Raw genomic sequence first — 15,467 nt, 5'->3', positions numbered from 1 at the left:
ACAGGGCCGGATCCAATGGATCCGGCCCTGTGAACTGTCTCAACCAGTCCTCGTTGATCTCTCGAAAGAAATCTCCGTGTCCGAGATGGGAATTGAACCCACACGCCCTTAACGGGCACTGGCACCTCAAGCCAGCGCGTCTACCAATTCCGCCACCCGGACTGGGTGAAACGACCTCCGGATGAACCGGCTGCCGAGGTAATAACTTAGCACGGATTAGAACACCCGTTGTGTCACCGGCACCGGCGCCGACGGGTAGCGTTTGACCATGGCTTCCCATTCGAACGTGCCCCCGGCCGCAACTTCCGCTGATTCAGCAGGTAGACCGCCCGCAGCGGTCGCCCAGAAACTCGACCTGACCGCCGAAATCGCGCGGGATCTCATCCGCTTCGACACGACGAACTACGGTGAGGGTCGTTCCAACGGCGAAACGGATGCCGCCGAGTACGTGGCCGAGAAGCTGCGCGGCCTCGGCCTGAAGCCCGAGCTGTTCGATTCCGAACCGGGCCGAACGAGCGTGGTGGCCAGGGTAAAGGGGCGCGATGCGTCGCGGAGCGCCCTGGTCGTGCATGGTCACCTCGACGTTGTGCCGGCCGACGCGGCCAACTGGAGCGTTGATCCGTTCGCCGGCGTCATCAAGGACGGACTGCTCTGGGGTCGTGGTGCCGTCGACATGAAGAACATGGACGCCATGATCCTGGCCTCCCTGCAGGACGTGATCGCCGCTCAGGGCGCACCGGAGCGTGACCTCGTCATCGCGTTCTTCGCCGACGAAGAGGCGGGCGGCGTGCTCGGTTCGCACTTTCTGGTCGAGGAGCACCCGCACCTGTTCGACGGAGCCGCCGAAGCCATCAGCGAGGTCGGTGGCTACTCGATCACGCTCGGTGGCAAACGCGCCTACCTGCTGCAAACCGGGGAGAAGGCGCTGATCTGGGTCAAGCTCGTCGCGCGCGGCGAGGCCGGACACGGCTCCCGCATGCACCCGAACAACGCCATCACCCGCCTTGCAGGCGCCGTGGCAAAACTCGGTCGGCACGAGTGGCCGATTCGCCTGACCGACACGACCGAGCAGCTTCTGGGCGAAATCGCCCGCATTCTCGATGTCGATCCGCAGCGGGTCGGCCCCGACGAACTCGCCCTGGCAACCGGCACGGCTTCCGGTTTCATCCAGGCCAGCCTGCGCACGACGGCCAACCCCACCGGCCTGACCGCCGGCTATAAGCACAACGTCATCCCCGATACGGCCGAAGCGCTCATCGACATCCGTTCGCTGCCGGGTGAGGAAGACCTCGTGCTTGCTCAGATTCAGGAGATTGTCGGTTCCGACATCGAGATCGTCACGATGCACCGCGATATCGGTTTGGAGACCGAATTCAGCGGACCCCTGATCGAGGCGATCGTGGGTACCCTGGAGCGCCACGACCCCGGGGCACCGGTGTTGCCGTACCTCCTGTCGGCGGGAACCGACAACAAGGCGCTCAGTACCCTGGGCATCAAAGGGTATGGCTTTGCACCGCTTCGCCTCCCCGCCGACTTGGACTTTCCTGCAATGTTCCACGGAGTGGATGAGCGGGTGCCGCTGGACGCATTAGTGTTTGGCAGGCAGGTTCTGACGGACCTGTTCTCCAGTTACTAACTCCAAAAATCTGAGAAAGCGAAGCGTGTGGACTTTCTGAATGCGATCATCCTGGGCCTCGTCCAGGGATTGACCGAATTTCTTCCGGTGTCGTCGAGTGCCCACATCACCATCGTTGGCCAGTTTCTCGGCACGGGTGAAGACCCAGGGGCTCGGTTCACGGCCATCACCCAGATCGGTACCGAAGCTGCCGTCGTCATCTTCTTCTGGCGTGACATCGCGCGCATCATCGGCCAGTGGGCGAAGTCGCTCACCGGCCGGGTTCCCCGCAATGATCCGGATGCCCGCATGGGCTGGCTAATCATCCTCGGCTCACTGCCGATCATCGTTCTGGGGCTGCTGTTTCAGAACCAGATCGAGACCGTGCTGCGCTCGCTCTGGATCACCGCGACCATGCTCATCGTCTTCGGAGTCCTGCTCGGCATCGCCGACCACGTCGGTGCCCAGAGGCGCCGGCTGCGAGACATCACCTACGGGCACGGCGCTATTTACGGTTTCGCACAGGCTCTCGCGCTCATTCCAGGCGTGTCCCGCTCGGGCGGCACCATCACCGCCGGGCTGTTCCTCGGTTACGAACGCGCCGCAGCGGCGCGTTACGCCTTTCTGCTGGCGATTCCCGCCGTGCTCGGCAGTGGCTTCTATCAGGTGTACAAGTCCATCGCCGACCCCTGCCTCGCCGGTGCGACCAACTGCACGCCAGAAATTTTCGGACCACTCGAAACGCTAGTGGCAACGGTCATCGCCTTTTTCGTGGGTCTCGGCGTGATCGCATTCTTCATGAACTACATCTCCAAACGCAGCTTTCTGCCTTTTGTGATCTATCGCATCGCGCTCGGCATCGTGCTGTTCGTACTTCTGGGCACCAACGTCATCTCGGCCTAGCAGAACCGAGCTGCACCGGCCAGCGCGCGAAACGCTGCTCCAGAGAAAGCTAGGCTGGTTGAATGCGTGCATGGGAACGACCCGAAATTGTCTCTGTCCCCGGCGAATCTGGTGCACCCTGGCTCCACGACACGAAAACTGACAGCCTGGTGCTGGCCCAGCCGCTTGATTCGGCCCGCCTGTACGTCTGCGGCATCACGCCCTACGATGCCACCCACATCGGCCACGCGAACACCTACCTCGCCTTCGACACTCTGCAGCGGGTCTGGATCGACGCCGGGTTTCGCGTGCACTACGCCCAGAACGTGACGGATGTCGATGACCCGCTCCTGGAGCGGGCGATCGCCACCGGCGTCGACTGGCGCGACCTGGCCGAGTCGCAGGTGGATCTGTTCCGCACCGACATGCAGGCCCTCGGCATCATTCCGCCGAACGACTTCGTCGCCGTGACCGAGGTCATTGACGAGGTCGCCGCTGCCGTCGCGCTGCTGCAGCAAGCCGGACTGGCCTACCCTGTACCGACAGACGATGCTATCGCCGGCGCCGACGGAACGATCGCCGCCGACCTCTACTTCGATATTCAGGCCGCCGAAGCCAGCACGGACTGGACCCTGGGCGACGAGAGCAACCTCGACCTGGTCAGCATGCTCCGGCTGTTCGCCGAGCGCGGGGGCGACCCCGACCGGGCAGGCAAACGCGATCGCCTCGACCCCCTGCTCTGGAAGGCGGCGCGTGCCGGCGAACCTGTCTGGGAATCGCCCGTCGGCGCCGGGCGCCCCGGTTGGCACATCGAGTGTTCGGTCATCGCCCTCAAGGAGCTCGGGACGGACTTCACCGTGCAGGGCGGCGGATCAGACCTGATCTTCCCGCACCACGATATGAGCGCCGGGCACGCGGAGGCGCTGTCCGGGCATCCGCTTGCCGGGGTGTACAGCCACACCGGCATGGTCGCCTACCGCGGCGAGAAGATGAGCAAGTCCCTCGGCAACCTTGTACTGGTCTCGGGACTTCGTGCCCAGAATTTTGACCCGCGCGCGATCCGGCTGGCCCTGCTGGCCCGGCACTACCGAACCGACTGGGAATGGACAGCGGCGCTCCTGGACGAAGCCGTCGAGCGCCTGTCCGCCTGGTCTGCGGCGTTCGGCGCTGAGTCGCTCGGCACGGTGACCGTGAACGCATCCGAGAGCGCCGCCAGTACGGCAACACCTGGTTCGGCTGCCGCCCTGGTCGACGCCCTTCGCCTCGCGCTACGCCACGACCTGGACACACCACAGGCCCTGCAGCTGATTGACGATGCGGTCGGCAGGGAGCTCGATGATGTCGCACTGGTCAATCAGGCCGTCAGCGCTCTCCTCGGCGTGGCTCTGTAAGTCCTAGTGCCGTGGCCCGTCGGGCCTGGTGCCGGGCCCGTCTGGACGGCCGTCTGGCCGACCATCGGCACGTCCGTCGGTGCCGCGCTTGCGCAGGTACTTCTCGAATTCCTGGGCGATCGCCTCACCGCTCGCCTCCGGCGAGTCGACCGTGTCGCGGGCCTGCTCCAGCTGGGCGATGTACGCGGCCATCTCCTCATCCTCACCGGCCAGCACGTCGATGCCGCTTTCCCAATCGGCGGCCTCTGTCACGAGCGCGCCCCGGGGGATCACCACGTCGATGACCTCTTCCAGTTTGTCGATCAACGCGAGCATCGCCTTGGGCGACGGTGCGTTGTGCACGTAGTGGGGAACGGATGCCCAAATCGACAGTGTTGGAATTCCCACCGTCTCCGCGGCGTCCGACAGAACGCTGAGGATACCAACCGGCCCCTCGTAATTACTGCGTTCGATCAGCAGTTCGGCGCGCACCTGGGCGTTATCGCTCGACACGAAGATCGAAATGGGCCGGGTGTGCGGAACATCGGCGAGCATCGCCCCCAGGAACACGACGCCGCTCACGTCAGCGGCGAGGGCGGCGTCGAGAATCTCCGCAGCAAAGCTCTTCCAACTGCGCGACGGCTCCGTACCGATCAGGAGGTATATGTTGCCAGCATTCGTCCCGCTGACGCGCAGCTGCGCGTCGTCGGCCAGCGGAACACTGGCCACATCGGGATCCGTCGGGCCGTACATGATCGCGCTCGGCCAGCCGAGCGAGCGGACGCCATCTTCATTGGTTGACACGGTCGGTCGATTGAACTGGTAATCGAAGTACAACTCGGGATCGACCTCGGTGATCATCTCGACGTCGAGGAGTTCTTTCAGCGCGCGAACCGCGCCCGTTGCGGCCTCGCCGGCGTCATTCCAGCCTTCGAAAGCAACGACCATCAGCCGTCCGCCCAGAAACCCATTACCGTCAGCCACCGTGTTTGTCCTCAATTCCTCGTGCCTTCCGCGTGGAGGGCCTTCAGTCAAGGATAGGCGGTGGCCCTACACTTGAACCCCGTGAATGTTTTTCCTCTGCCTCTGCCCACACCCGCTTCCCTCCCCGCCGCTGTCTTGTGGGACATGGACGGCACGATCGTTGACACCGAACCGTACTGGATGCGCGCGGAAACCGAGCTGGTGGCCGAATTCGGCGGCGTCTGGACCCACGACGACGGCATGCTGCTGGTCGGGTCCGGGCTGTGGAACTCGGCAGCGATCTTGCAATCACGCGGAGTGGACCTCACCGCGGATGCCATCGTCGCCCGCCTCACCGACCGCGTTCAGGAGCAGCTGGCCGAACACGGCATTCCCTGGCGTCCCGGTTCTCGGGAGCTCCTGCAGCAGCTGAAGGCGGCCGGCGTGCCGACTGCGCTCGTCACCATGTCGGTGGAGCGGATGGCCCGCCAGATCATCGATCTCATCGACTTTGCAGCCTTCGACGTTGTCGTCGCCGGCGATATGGTCGAAAATAGCAAGCCGCATCCGGATCCCTACCTGGTCGCCGCCCGGCACCTCGGCGTCAACCCGGCGGAATGCATCTCGATCGAGGATTCCGTACCCGGTGTCGCATCCGCTGTCGCTGCTGGCACCATCACCATTGCCGTTCCGCACCAGATCGATCTGCCGGAGAGTGCCGTGTACACGCGCTGGTCGACGCTCGACGGGCGAACCATCCACGACATTGCGGCGCTGTTTCACTCCTCAGAGCGTTCTGATTCGACCGCTCCCGTTTATCCTCTCGCCCCCACCGGGTTCGCCCGCAACGAAAGCGCACCACTCGCATGAGCAGCAACCAGGTCATTCAAAACAGTGGACTCTTTCGCGTTGGCGACCGGGTGCAACTCACCGGGCCCAAAGGGCGAATGAATACCATCACCCTGCAGGAAGGACTGACCTTTCACACCCATCGCGGCATACTCGCGCACGACGACATCATCGGCCAGCCCGACGGCTCGGTCGTCACCAACAACGTCGGCGTTGAACACCTCGCGCTGCGCCCGCTACTGGTGGACTTCGTGATGAGCATGCCGCGCGGTGCCGCCATCATCTATCCCAAGGACGCTGCCCAAATTCTGGCGCAGGCGGACATCTTTCCCGGTGCCACGGTCGTCGAGGCCGGAGTCGGTTCCGGGGCACTGTCGCTCTGGCTGCTGCGAGCAATCGGACCGGCCGGCCGCCTCGCATCCTTTGAACGGCGCGAAGAATTCGCCGATGTCGCCCGCGACAACATCGCCACCTTCCTCGGAAACGATCCGCAGAACTGGACTATCACGCTCGGCGACCTCGCCGAAACGCTGCCCGACACCATGCCGTCGCACAGCGTCGACCGGGTGGTCCTTGACATGCTGGCGCCCTGGGAATGCCTGGGCGCAGTCTCCGAAGCTCTCAAGCCCGGGGGAGTGCTGCTCTGCTACGTCGCCACGGTGACGCAGCTGTCCCGCGTGGCCGAGGCCATCCGCGGTACCGGTTTTTACACCAATCCGGATTCTAACGAAACGATGGTTCGTGGATGGCATGTGGAAGGTCTCGCGGTGCGACCCGACCACCGCATGATCGGCCACACCGGTTTCCTGATCACGGCTCGTCGTCTCGCGCCCGACACGATCCTGCCCGAATTGAAGCGGCGTCCGTCGAAGACGGACTTCAGCGACGCCGATGTCGAAGCCTGGACTCCGGGAGCGCTCGGTGAACGCAACGTCAGCGCGAAGGTCATGCGCAAACGGGTGCGCGCGGCGGGATCCAGCGCGGAGCTTTCCAAAGCCCGAGGCCTCGACGCCGGTTAGGATGGGTCCCGGCCCTTCTGGTTGAACCACGCCGAAGCCTGCGCCCCCCGTAGCACCCGCACCCCTCACACCCGCGCAACAGATCTACGCTGCGCACCACCCTGTACTGAAAGAAGGACCTGTGCGCAAAGCATCCGCGCTGATCATCACCGCCGGCCTCGTGATGACGGCACTGACCGCGTGTGCCGGCCCCGGCACTGCCCAGGCATCCTGTGACGCTGGGGCTCCGTCGGGCGCCGCGTCGAAACTGGTCTCGGTGACGGGTGATTTCGGCGCAGTTCCGGACATCAGCTTTCCGACACCCTTGAAGTCCTCCACCACTCAGCGCACCGAAATCATCGCGGGTTCCGGGCGGCAGGTCGTTCCCGGACAGATGGTATCCGTCGAGTCGAACCTGTATAACGGCACAACCGGCGAGCCTCTGCAGCTGAGCGCTTTCGACGGCAGTACTGCCGTTGAGTTCGGACTGGGCGATGCTACCAATCCCGGATTTGTCGCCGGTCTGGTCTGTGCGCGCGTGGGTGAGCGCATCGCGGTCGTCATCGCGCCGGACGACGGCATCGGCGTCAACGATCAACTGCACGTCAGTGCGACGGATTCCCTCGTGCTCGTCGTTGATATCGTGAAGGCATTCCTGCCGCGAGCTGATGGAACCGACGAGGTCGTCGCGAACGGTCTTCCTGCCGTCGTCCTCGATGCCGACGGCACCCCTGGAATCGTCCTTCCCTCCGGTGATGTGCCGAAGGCGCTGGAATTCGGCGTGCTCAAGAAGGGAACCGGCGAGAAGGTCGCGTCAGACGCGACCGTTGTGATCCACTACACCGGCCTGTTGTGGGCGAGTGACAAGGTCTTCGAGTCCACGTGGGCGACGAGAACGCCTCGGGTGGTGCCACTGTCTGACCTCCCGCAGGGCCTGGCCACCGCGATTTCTGGTCAAACCGTTGGCTCCCAGCTGGTCGTAGTCGTTCCTCCAGCGCTGGGCTTTGGCCCGTCGGCACAGGGCCAGGTCCCGGCTGGTTCAACGCTGGTGTACGCGGTCGATATTCTGGGCATCAACTGATCGGCGAGTCTCCGCTCGGCGCCCGGAGCGATGTCCTCATCGGTCAGGTACCACCACGGCTGACGCCTGATTCGGACGATAGGATCACACCGTGACTTCGACGCCTCCGCATCCCGACTCGACCGAGGATACCGTTCCTAAACCGTCGGTGATCACGGCTCCGGAGCGGCTGTTCAGTCTGGTCCTGGCCCTTGTCGCGACGGATTCGGGGTTGACCAAGGCCGACATCCTCCAGAACGTGCAGGGCTACCGGCAGCGCTATGCGTCCGCCGGTTCGAACGAGAGCCTGGAGCGCCAGTTTGAGCGCGATAAGGACGACCTTCGTGAGCTAGGCATTCCACTCGAGACGTTTGAGCCCCCGGACGATCCAGGAAGTAACCACTTTCTGCGCTATCGAATTCCGAAGGGTCTCTACGATCTGCCCGCCGACGTGACCTTCACTCCTAGCGAGGTGTCCCTGCTGAAACTGGCCGGCACGGTGTGGCGCGAAGGATCCCTCTCCGGAGAATCCCGCCGTGCCCTGATGAAATTGAACTCGCTCGGCATTGAACCGAGCGAACCGGTACTCGGCTACGCGCCCTTGCTGCGCACGCGCGATGCGAGTTTCGAACCACTCAGCCAGGCGCTCGACCGTGCGGAGGTCGTCGCTTTTCTGTACCTGAAACCAGGGGAAACCACACCGGCGCGTCGTGTGGTCGCTCCGCGCGCGCTCGTGCAACACGAAGGCCGCTGGCACCTGTACGCCACGGATGAGGCCGTTCACGCCCCACGCACGTTTCTGCTGGCTCGTATCGTCGGTTCAGTCGCCGTCGTCAGTACAGCGGTTGCAGTCGCCAGCGCGACTCCGGGTCCGGTTGTCGACAGTGCGACCGACAGTGCTCGAGCCCTGGCCGAGCTCGAGGCTCTCTGGGCCGGTAATATCGCCCGCCTCACCGTCGTGCCCGGATCCGATGCCGCTGTTCGTCTCGGCGCGCGCCAGGCGGCGCAGCACCCGGTACCCCTGGGCCAGCAGCCCACCGGAGTCGAGCGCCTACTTCACTTCACCGATCTGAATATCCTCGCGGACGAACTGGCCGGATTCGGCCCGGAAGTATTCGTCGTGAGCCCGCTCGCCCTCCGCACCGCGGTGGAGACTCGGCTGCTCGCGGCCAGGGACGCTCATGTAGGTCGCCGGCCCGCCGGGTCGTCCGAAAGTACGCCTCGCCGCCGAACACAGTCGCTGCGCGCGCGATCGGGTTCGGCTTCCCAGCCCCGGGTGGCCGGCGACCAGCTCACGCTGCTGCTGTCCCTCGTTCCGTACCTTATCGATCAGGGGCGCGTCAGTGTCACCGAGGTGGCGGAGCACTTCGATCTGTCGGCGGAACGCGTTCGTGGTCTGGTCAGCCTCATCGCGCTGTCCGGCATCCCCGGGGAGACCCGCCAGTATTTGCACGGGGACCTGTTTGACATCCTGTGGGACGAATTCGAAACAAACGATCGGATCGTGCTCACGCATCAGGTCGCCATCGACGATTCCCCGCGATTCTCCGCCCGCGAGGCCGCGGCGCTGATCGCCGGTCTGCAATACCTGTCGGCCCTGCCCGACAATGCCGATACGGACGCCATCGCATCGCTGATGGCCAAGCTGACCCGCAGCGCATCGGCCCCGCCGATCCAGGTCGGCGTCGCCCAGCGCGATGCCGGCATCACCCGCGACATCGTCCAGACGGCGCTCAGCACGCAGATGCAGGTTGAGTTCGACTATCTGAACGCTCGCGGCGGCCAGCAACACCGGCTTGTCGACCCGCTGCGCATAGAGTCCGTCGACAACGACTGGTATTTGCGCGGCTGGTGCCATCTCCGTGAAGCCGTCCGAACGTTCAGACTGGACCGCATGAGCGAACCGCGCGTGACGGACGTGCCACGCAGCACGCACCCGGCCGACCTGGTTCTGCCCGATACCCTGTTTCAGACGTCGACCACAGACGTCGATGTGCGACTGGAGCTGCCGACTACGGCGCTGCCGTTGCTGGCGGATTACCGTCCCGAACGCGCAGAACCCGTCGGATCGGGCGAACGCACTCGCACCACACTGCGCGTCGCACATTCCCACGCGCTCAAGCGTCTGGTCACCGGCCTGGCCGGTATCGTCACCGTTCTAGAACCTGCCGAATCACGCCAGGCGGTCGCTGACTGGGCCGCAGCCGGGTTCTCCCAGTACGCCGCCGACCACCAGCGCCAGGCGAAGGAGGAGTAGCCGATGCCCTGGTGGTCGTGGCTGCTCATTTGGACTGTTCTAACATTGGGACTGCTCGCCGTGCTCAGCTGGTTTGCGGTCTCGCTGTTCCGGACGGCTCGCGGCACCCTGCAGGCGTTGGAATCGTTCCACGGTCAGTTGCCTACGGGCGAATTCGATCGTCCAACGGCTGCCTCCGTCGGTGTCCCGGCCGTGTTCGCAGATTCGGCCGTGCTGCTCGGAAGGGTCGAGCAACTGCGTGCAGAACGCACCCACCGATCCCAGGTGCGTCGCGATGCAAGGATCGTGCGGGGTAAACTGCTGGGGCACGCCCGTTAACCGCCACGCCCGTTGCAATACTCGCTAACACAGAGGACACACCCTCATGCTGCAAAACCTAACCGGATGGCACTTCCTGATCATCCTCGTCGTCGTGCTGCTTCTTTTCGGTGCGCCCAAGCTTCCCGGACTCGCCCGCAGCCTGGGGCAGTCAATGAAAATTTTCAAGAGTGAGATCAAGAGCGACGCGGTCGACCCCGATCCGAACGCCCCTGCTCGCTCGACGAGTACCACAGGCGACGACGCGTCGACGACGTCCGGCTCCACCGCGGTCGGCCCCACCGACCCCGCTGCGAAGCCTTAGCGCCGCATGGTCCGCGCCGAGCGGAGTGCGACCAAAGCGGGAAAGATGTCGTTGGGGCAGCACCTGATCGAACTGCGCAAGCGCCTCTACCTGGCAGCTGCCGGGCTCCTCATCGGGGCCATTGCGGGTTGGTTCCTCTCCGACTTTGTCTGGGATCAGCTGCGTGAACCCATTTACGTCATCATCAACGCCCAGCATCGTAACGCCCAGATCAATTACCCCGACATCACGAGCGCCTTCGACCTCAAGCTGAAGATTTCGCTCTACGTCGGTCTGATTGTGTCCAGCCCGGTATGGCTCTATCAGGTCTTCGCCTTTCTGGTACCGGGGCTCACCCGAACCGAAAAGAAATACACCTTCGGGTTTCTCTTCACTGCCATTCCGCTGTTCCTGGCCGGCTGCGCCGCAGGCTGGATCGTTCTGCCGCACGTGGTCGAGCTCATGACGAGTTTCGCCCCCATCGAGGATTCGGCCTACATCAACGCGCAGGCATACTTCGACTTTGTGCTCAAGCTCGTGGTGGCGATCGGTATCGCGTTCGTGCTACCCGTGTTCATCGTGCTGCTCAACTTCGCCGGCGTCATCAGCGCAGCATCGATCATCAAGTCCTGGCGGATCGCCATTCTGGTCATTGTGCTGTTCACCGCGATCGCTACCCCCGCCGCCGACGTGGTGTCAATGTTCCTGCTGGCCATTCCCATGGTCATGCTGTATTTTGCCGCCTACGGCATCGCTTGGCTGCACGATCGACGCGCAGCCAGAAAAGTGCTCGCCTTCGAAAAAGAATTCGCGCTTTAGTCTCTTTTGCCGTAATTGTTAGGATCACGTGACTCACACGCAATCGCCGGCCGAAAGGTATTCGGCCGCGCGCATCCGGGCCGCCCAGCCACTCCTGCAGGGGTTCGAGATCGGCCTGGGCTTCGACCTCGACCCGTTCCAGCGTGAAGCCTGTGCGTGCCTGGAGGCGGGCAACAGCGTGCTCGTTGCGGCGCCGACCGGAGCCGGCAAGACGATCGTGGCCGAATTCGCGATCTACCTGGCGATGCAGCGGTCCCACGCGAAAGTGTTCTACACGGCCCCGATGAAGGCCCTCAGCAACCAGAAGTTCCAGGAATTCGTGGCCGAGTACGGCGCTGACCAGGTCGGGTTGCTCACCGGAGACAGCAACGTCAACGCGGGGGCGCGCATCGTGGTCATGACCACAGAAGTGCTGCGCAACATGCTCTACGCCGATTCCGATCTGCTGACCGACTTGGCCTTCGTGGTGATGGATGAGGTGCACTACCTCGCTGACCGCTTTCGCGGAGCTGTCTGGGAAGAAGTGATCATCCACCTGCCACAGCCGGTGCGCATGGTGTCGCTCAGCGCGACAGTGTCGAACGCGGAAGAATTCGGCGACTGGCTGCAGGCCGTGCGCGGTGAGACCGACGTGATCGTGTCGGAGGAGCGCCCCGTTCCACTCGAGCAGCACGTGTTGGTCAAGAACAATATGCTCGATCTGTTCGACTCCACCGGACTGATCGGCACGCACCGGGTCAATCCTGAACTCGTGCGTCTGGCGCACGCAGGCGGACGTTCGGCCGGCGGGCGCGGCCGAGGTTCCGGTCGCCAGGGTGGCCAATCCGGGGGTTACCGGGGCTATGACAAGCAGCGTCCCCAGTTCGATGCCGGCCGGATGGACCGCGGAGACATCGTGCGTATGCTCGACGGTAAACATCTGTTGCCGGCCATCTTCTTCATTTTCAGCCGGGTCGGCTGCGACCAGGCCGTTCGGCAGGTGCTCCGTTCGGGGGTACGCCTGACCCAGGAACACGAGCGCGAAGAGATCCGCCAGATCGTCGACGATCGATGCCGCACTCTGCTCGACGAAGACCTCGGCGTGCTCGGCTATTTCGAGTGGCTGGACGGGCTCGAACGCGGAGTCGCGGCCCACCACGCCGGTCTGCTGCCGGCCTTCAAGGAGGTCGTCGAGGAGCTGTTCCAGAAGAAGCTGGTCAAGGCCGTCTTTGCCACCGAAACGCTTGCCCTCGGCATCAACATGCCTGCCCGCACAGTCGTGCTCGACAAACTGGAGAAGTTCAACGGTGAGGCGCGCGTTCCCATCACCCCGGGGGAGTACACCCAGCTGACCGGTCGGGCCGGTCGTCGCGGAATCGACACCCTCGGGCACTCGGTCATCCAGTGGGCCCAGGGACTCGACCCGCAGGCCGTCGCCTCGCTCGCCTCTCGGCGCACCTATCCGCTGAATTCGAGTTTCAAACCCACCTACAACATGGCCGTCAACCTCATCGACCAGTTCGGAGTCACGCGAACCCGCGGCGTGCTCGAATCCTCGTTCGCCCAATTCCAGGCCGACCGCGCCGTTGTCGATCTGGCCCGCTCTGTGCGCCAGCAAGAGGAATCCCTCGCAGGGTTCAAGACCAGCATGACCTGCCACCTCGGCGATTTCGAGCAGTACTCGGCTATTCGTCGGCGTCTCACCGAGGTGGAGCGCGAGGGCACCAAGGCCGACAACTCCCTGCGTGGGGAGCGCGACAAACGCCAGCGTGAGGTCGCCAGCCTGCGCAAGCAGATGCGCGCCCACGGCTGCCACCACTGCGCTGACCGCGAGGCACACTCGCGCTGGGCGGAACGCTGGTTCAAGCTCAAGCGCCAGACGGATGCCCTCAACCAGCAGATCTCCCAGCGCACGGGTGCCATCGCCCGCGTTTTCGATCGGGTGACCGACGTGCTGCTCGGCTACGGCTATCTCGAATCCAATGCCAGCGGTGTGATCGCCCTCAGCGAAAGCGGACGAATACTGCGCCGCATCTACGCCGAACGGGACCTGCTGGTTGCTGAATCCCTGCGCCGTGGCCTGTGGAGCGAACTCGACGCCGCGAGTCTCGCAGCGATGGCCTGCGCGCTCGTCTTCGAGCCGCGACGCGAAGAAGGCCTCATCGATGCCCGCTACCTTCCCAAGGGTCCCTTTCGCCCCGCGCTGGACGACACCCAGGAGCTGTGGAGTCGCATCGACGACCTGGAGCGTGACCATAAGCTTCCCGGCAGTAATCCGCTCGCCGTGGGCCTCAGCCTCGCCATGTGGGAATGGGCCCGCGGCGCGTCGCTAGCCGACGTGCTCTACGAGGCAGAGATGGCGGCCGGCGATTTCGTGCGCTGGACCAAACAGACCATCGACCTGCTCGACCAGCTGTCCATCGCCGGCGATGCCCAGGTCGGATCGACCGCCCGGAGCGCCATGGACGCCATCCGCCGTGGCATTGTCGCCTACTCTTCGGTGGCCTGAACCCGCCATGTGGGCGAGTGAGCGTGCGTTCAGCCTGCCGTTGTGGGCATCCGTTCTGGTCGCCGCCGGTGCCGGAGCGGTCCTCGATGCCGGTTTCCCGGATCGCGACTGGTGGTTTCTCGCGCCGGTCGGGGTCGCGCTCATGCTCCTGGCTCTGCTCGGTCGAAGCCTCGCGACCGGACTGCTCGTTGGCCTGGTCGCCGGCCTGTCGTTCTGGCTGATTCACATCTACTGGATCACCCTGTATCTCGGTCTCGTGCCGTGGTTCGCGCTCGGCGGGCTGGAGAGCCTGTTCTTCGCCGTCGGGCTCGGGCTCACCGCGGTCGTGCTACGGCACGGTCCCCGGGTCTGGCCCAGCATCTGGGGTCGCCTCGGAGTGGTGCCGGTCACTGTCGCCGGGTTGTGGACGGCCAGGGAGGCAATCAGCGCGGTCTGGCCCTATGGCGGCTTCGCCTGGGGCCGCCTCGCGCTCTCCCAGTCCGAGAGTCCGTTCGGCCCGCTCGTGGCTTGGGTGGGACTGTCGGGCCTGAGCTTCATTCTGGTCTGGCTGAGCGCCCTGGCCGTGCAGTTGCTGCGCGAACCCGAACTGGCGCGCAAGCTGGGCGCCGGGATCGCTGTCGGTGCCGTCGCGGTGGTGCTGGCCGTCCCGGCGTGGCCGACCATTACCAGCGGCGAGGTTCGGCTCGCGGCCGTGCAGGGCAACGCTGACGCCGGGCTCTTTGCCGAATATTCACCCGGCCAGATCCTGCAGGACCACGTTTCCGCGACCCTGCCGTTGATCGGCCAGAAAGTCGATTTCGTGGTCTGGCCGGAAAACGCGAGCGATATCGACCCCACCCGGTCCGAAGCGGCCGCGCAGGTACTCGACTACATCAGCACCGAAATGGATGCCCCGCTCATCACCGGCACCATCACCAAGCCAGGGGAGACCTACTACAACAGCTCGCTGCTCTGGGAAGCCGGCCGCAGCGCCGTCGACGTGTACGACAAGGTACACCCCGTGCCCTTCGCAGAATATATGCCGGATCGGGCCTTCTGGCGTCCGTTCGCCCCGGAGCTGATCGACCTGATCGGCCGAGACTACGGCATCGGAACCCGGGACAATATCTTCGATATCAACGGGGTCCTGGCCGGGATCGCGATCTGTTTCGACATCGCCGACGACCAGCTCGTGCACGAAATGATCGACGACAAGGCCCAGATCATTCTCGCTCAGACCAACAATGCCGATTTCGGGCACACCGACGAGAGCGTGCAGCAGCTCGCGATCGCCCGGCTGCGCGCGATCGAGACGGGACGGACTGTGGTGAACATCTCCACCGTTGGATCGAGCGCCATCATGACTCCCGACGGGCACACCCAGGACAGCCTGCCCACCTTCACTGCCGGCGCGATGGTGCAGACGGTGCCACTCAGCGACACCATCACGCCGGCGATGGTGGCTGGGCGTGGAATTGAATGGCTCGTTTCCGGGTTGGGGTTGGCCGGTCTGGCGCTCTGTTTCGGCGCCGCCCGACGCCAACATCGCCGATTTGCGCGAGCGGCTTCGCGAACACACCGTTAAC

13 protein-coding genes and 1 tRNA gene are annotated in these 15,467 nt (G+C 64.4%); 12 read left to right on the top strand and 2 right to left on the bottom strand.

Annotated elements, in window-relative coordinates; translation table 11 throughout:
• Nucleotides 1–77: 77 nt before the first annotated feature.
• A tRNA-Leu gene (locus QMF22_RS09405) sits at nucleotides 78–162 on the bottom strand.
• Nucleotides 163–268: 106 nt separating this feature from the next.
• On the opposite strand from QMF22_RS09405, the gene QMF22_RS09400 reads away from it, so the two are divergent.
• The 3 genes from QMF22_RS09400 (at nucleotide 269) to mshC (ending at nucleotide 3,888) form a co-directional block, all read left to right on the top strand.
• Complete coding sequence (locus QMF22_RS09400) at nucleotides 269–1,636, top strand: M20/M25/M40 family metallo-hydrolase (RefSeq protein ID WP_283452832.1); 1,368 nt, start codon at nucleotides 269–271, stop codon at nucleotides 1,634–1,636.
• 27 nt (nucleotides 1,637–1,663) lie between these two features.
• Nucleotides 1,664–2,518, top strand: coding sequence for an undecaprenyl-diphosphate phosphatase (locus QMF22_RS09395; RefSeq protein WP_283452831.1), 855 nt, complete (start codon nucleotides 1,664–1,666; stop codon nucleotides 2,516–2,518).
• Between the two features lie 62 nt (nucleotides 2,519–2,580).
• Nucleotides 2,581–3,888 (top strand): cysteine--1-D-myo-inosityl 2-amino-2-deoxy-alpha-D-glucopyranoside ligase, encoded by a 1,308-nt coding sequence (gene mshC, locus QMF22_RS09390; protein ID WP_283452829.1) that lies wholly within the window; start codon nucleotides 2,581–2,583, stop codon nucleotides 3,886–3,888.
• A gap of 3 nt (nucleotides 3,889–3,891) precedes the next feature.
• Here the strand turns inward: mshC and QMF22_RS09385 are convergent, their stop codons facing one another.
• Nucleotides 3,892–4,851 (bottom strand): PAC2 family protein, encoded by a 960-nt coding sequence (locus QMF22_RS09385; RefSeq protein WP_283452827.1) that lies wholly within the window; start codon nucleotides 4,849–4,851, stop codon nucleotides 3,892–3,894.
• An 81-nt stretch (nucleotides 4,852–4,932) separates the two neighbouring features.
• On the opposite strand from QMF22_RS09385, the gene QMF22_RS09380 reads away from it, so the two are divergent.
• From QMF22_RS09380 to lnt, 9 genes are all read left to right on the top strand, one after another.
• Complete coding sequence (locus QMF22_RS09380; protein WP_283452825.1) at nucleotides 4,933–5,700, top strand: HAD family hydrolase; 768 nt, start codon at nucleotides 4,933–4,935, stop codon at nucleotides 5,698–5,700.
• Nucleotides 5,697–6,698, top strand: a complete 1,002-nt coding sequence (locus QMF22_RS09375) for a tRNA (adenine-N1)-methyltransferase (protein WP_283452824.1) — start codon at nucleotides 5,697–5,699, stop codon at nucleotides 6,696–6,698. The genes QMF22_RS09380 and QMF22_RS09375 overlap by 4 nt, the downstream gene beginning before the upstream one ends.
• A 121-nt stretch (nucleotides 6,699–6,819) precedes the next feature.
• Nucleotides 6,820–7,758, top strand: coding sequence for an FKBP-type peptidyl-prolyl cis-trans isomerase (locus tag QMF22_RS09370; RefSeq protein ID WP_283452822.1), 939 nt, complete (start codon nucleotides 6,820–6,822; stop codon nucleotides 7,756–7,758).
• Between the two features lie 91 nt (nucleotides 7,759–7,849).
• The gene (locus QMF22_RS09365) at nucleotides 7,850–9,994 is read left to right on the top strand and encodes a helix-turn-helix transcriptional regulator (RefSeq protein ID WP_283452820.1); all 2,145 of its coding nucleotides are present in this window, start codon (nucleotides 7,850–7,852) and stop codon (nucleotides 9,992–9,994) included.
• Nucleotides 9,995–9,997: 3 nt separating this feature from the next.
• On the top strand, nucleotides 9,998–10,312 hold the full coding sequence (locus tag QMF22_RS09360) for a hypothetical protein (protein ID WP_283452818.1): 315 nt from the start codon (nucleotides 9,998–10,000) through the stop codon (nucleotides 10,310–10,312).
• 46 nt (nucleotides 10,313–10,358) lie between these two features.
• A complete protein-coding gene (gene tatA, locus QMF22_RS09355) occupies nucleotides 10,359–10,616 on the top strand; it encodes a twin-arginine translocase TatA/TatE family subunit (RefSeq protein ID WP_092340156.1) in 258 nt (85 codons plus the stop codon).
• 45 nt (nucleotides 10,617–10,661) lie between these two features.
• On the top strand, nucleotides 10,662–11,414 hold the full coding sequence (gene tatC, locus QMF22_RS09350) for a twin-arginine translocase subunit TatC (RefSeq protein WP_283452813.1): 753 nt from the start codon (nucleotides 10,662–10,664) through the stop codon (nucleotides 11,412–11,414).
• A 28-nt stretch (nucleotides 11,415–11,442) separates the two neighbouring features.
• A complete protein-coding gene (locus QMF22_RS09345) occupies nucleotides 11,443–13,902 on the top strand; it encodes a DEAD/DEAH box helicase (protein WP_283452811.1) in 2,460 nt (819 codons plus the stop codon).
• 7 nt (nucleotides 13,903–13,909) lie between these two features.
• Nucleotides 13,910–15,466 carry an apolipoprotein N-acyltransferase gene (gene lnt, locus QMF22_RS09340; RefSeq protein WP_283452809.1) on the top strand — a complete coding sequence of 519 codons (1,557 nt, stop codon included), beginning with the start codon at nucleotides 13,910–13,912 and terminating at the stop codon, nucleotides 15,464–15,466.
• Nucleotide 15,467 lies beyond the last annotated feature (1 nt).

The organism is Cryobacterium sp. PH31-L1 (assembly GCF_030063145.1).
Classification (GTDB): domain Bacteria; phylum Actinomycetota; class Actinomycetes; order Actinomycetales; family Microbacteriaceae; genus Cryobacterium.
This window is presented reverse-complemented; position numbering and strand designations above follow the sequence as displayed.

Coding starts and splice junctions, on each gene's coding strand:
- QMF22_RS09400 (WP_283452832.1), top strand. CDS start 269: ATGGCTTCCCATTCGAACGTGCCCCCGGCCGCAACTTCCGCTGATTCA.
- mshC (WP_283452829.1), top strand. CDS start 2,581: ATGCGTGCATGGGAACGACCCGAAATTGTCTCTGTCCCCGGCGAATCT.
- QMF22_RS09375 (WP_283452824.1), top strand. CDS start 5,697: ATGAGCAGCAACCAGGTCATTCAAAACAGTGGACTCTTTCGCGTTGGC.
- QMF22_RS09360 (WP_283452818.1), top strand. CDS start 9,998: ATGCCCTGGTGGTCGTGGCTGCTCATTTGGACTGTTCTAACATTGGGA.
- tatA (WP_092340156.1), top strand. CDS start 10,359: ATGCTGCAAAACCTAACCGGATGGCACTTCCTGATCATCCTCGTCGTC.
- tatC (WP_283452813.1), top strand. CDS start 10,662: ATGTCGTTGGGGCAGCACCTGATCGAACTGCGCAAGCGCCTCTACCTG.
- lnt (WP_283452809.1), top strand. CDS start 13,910: ATGTGGGCGAGTGAGCGTGCGTTCAGCCTGCCGTTGTGGGCATCCGTT.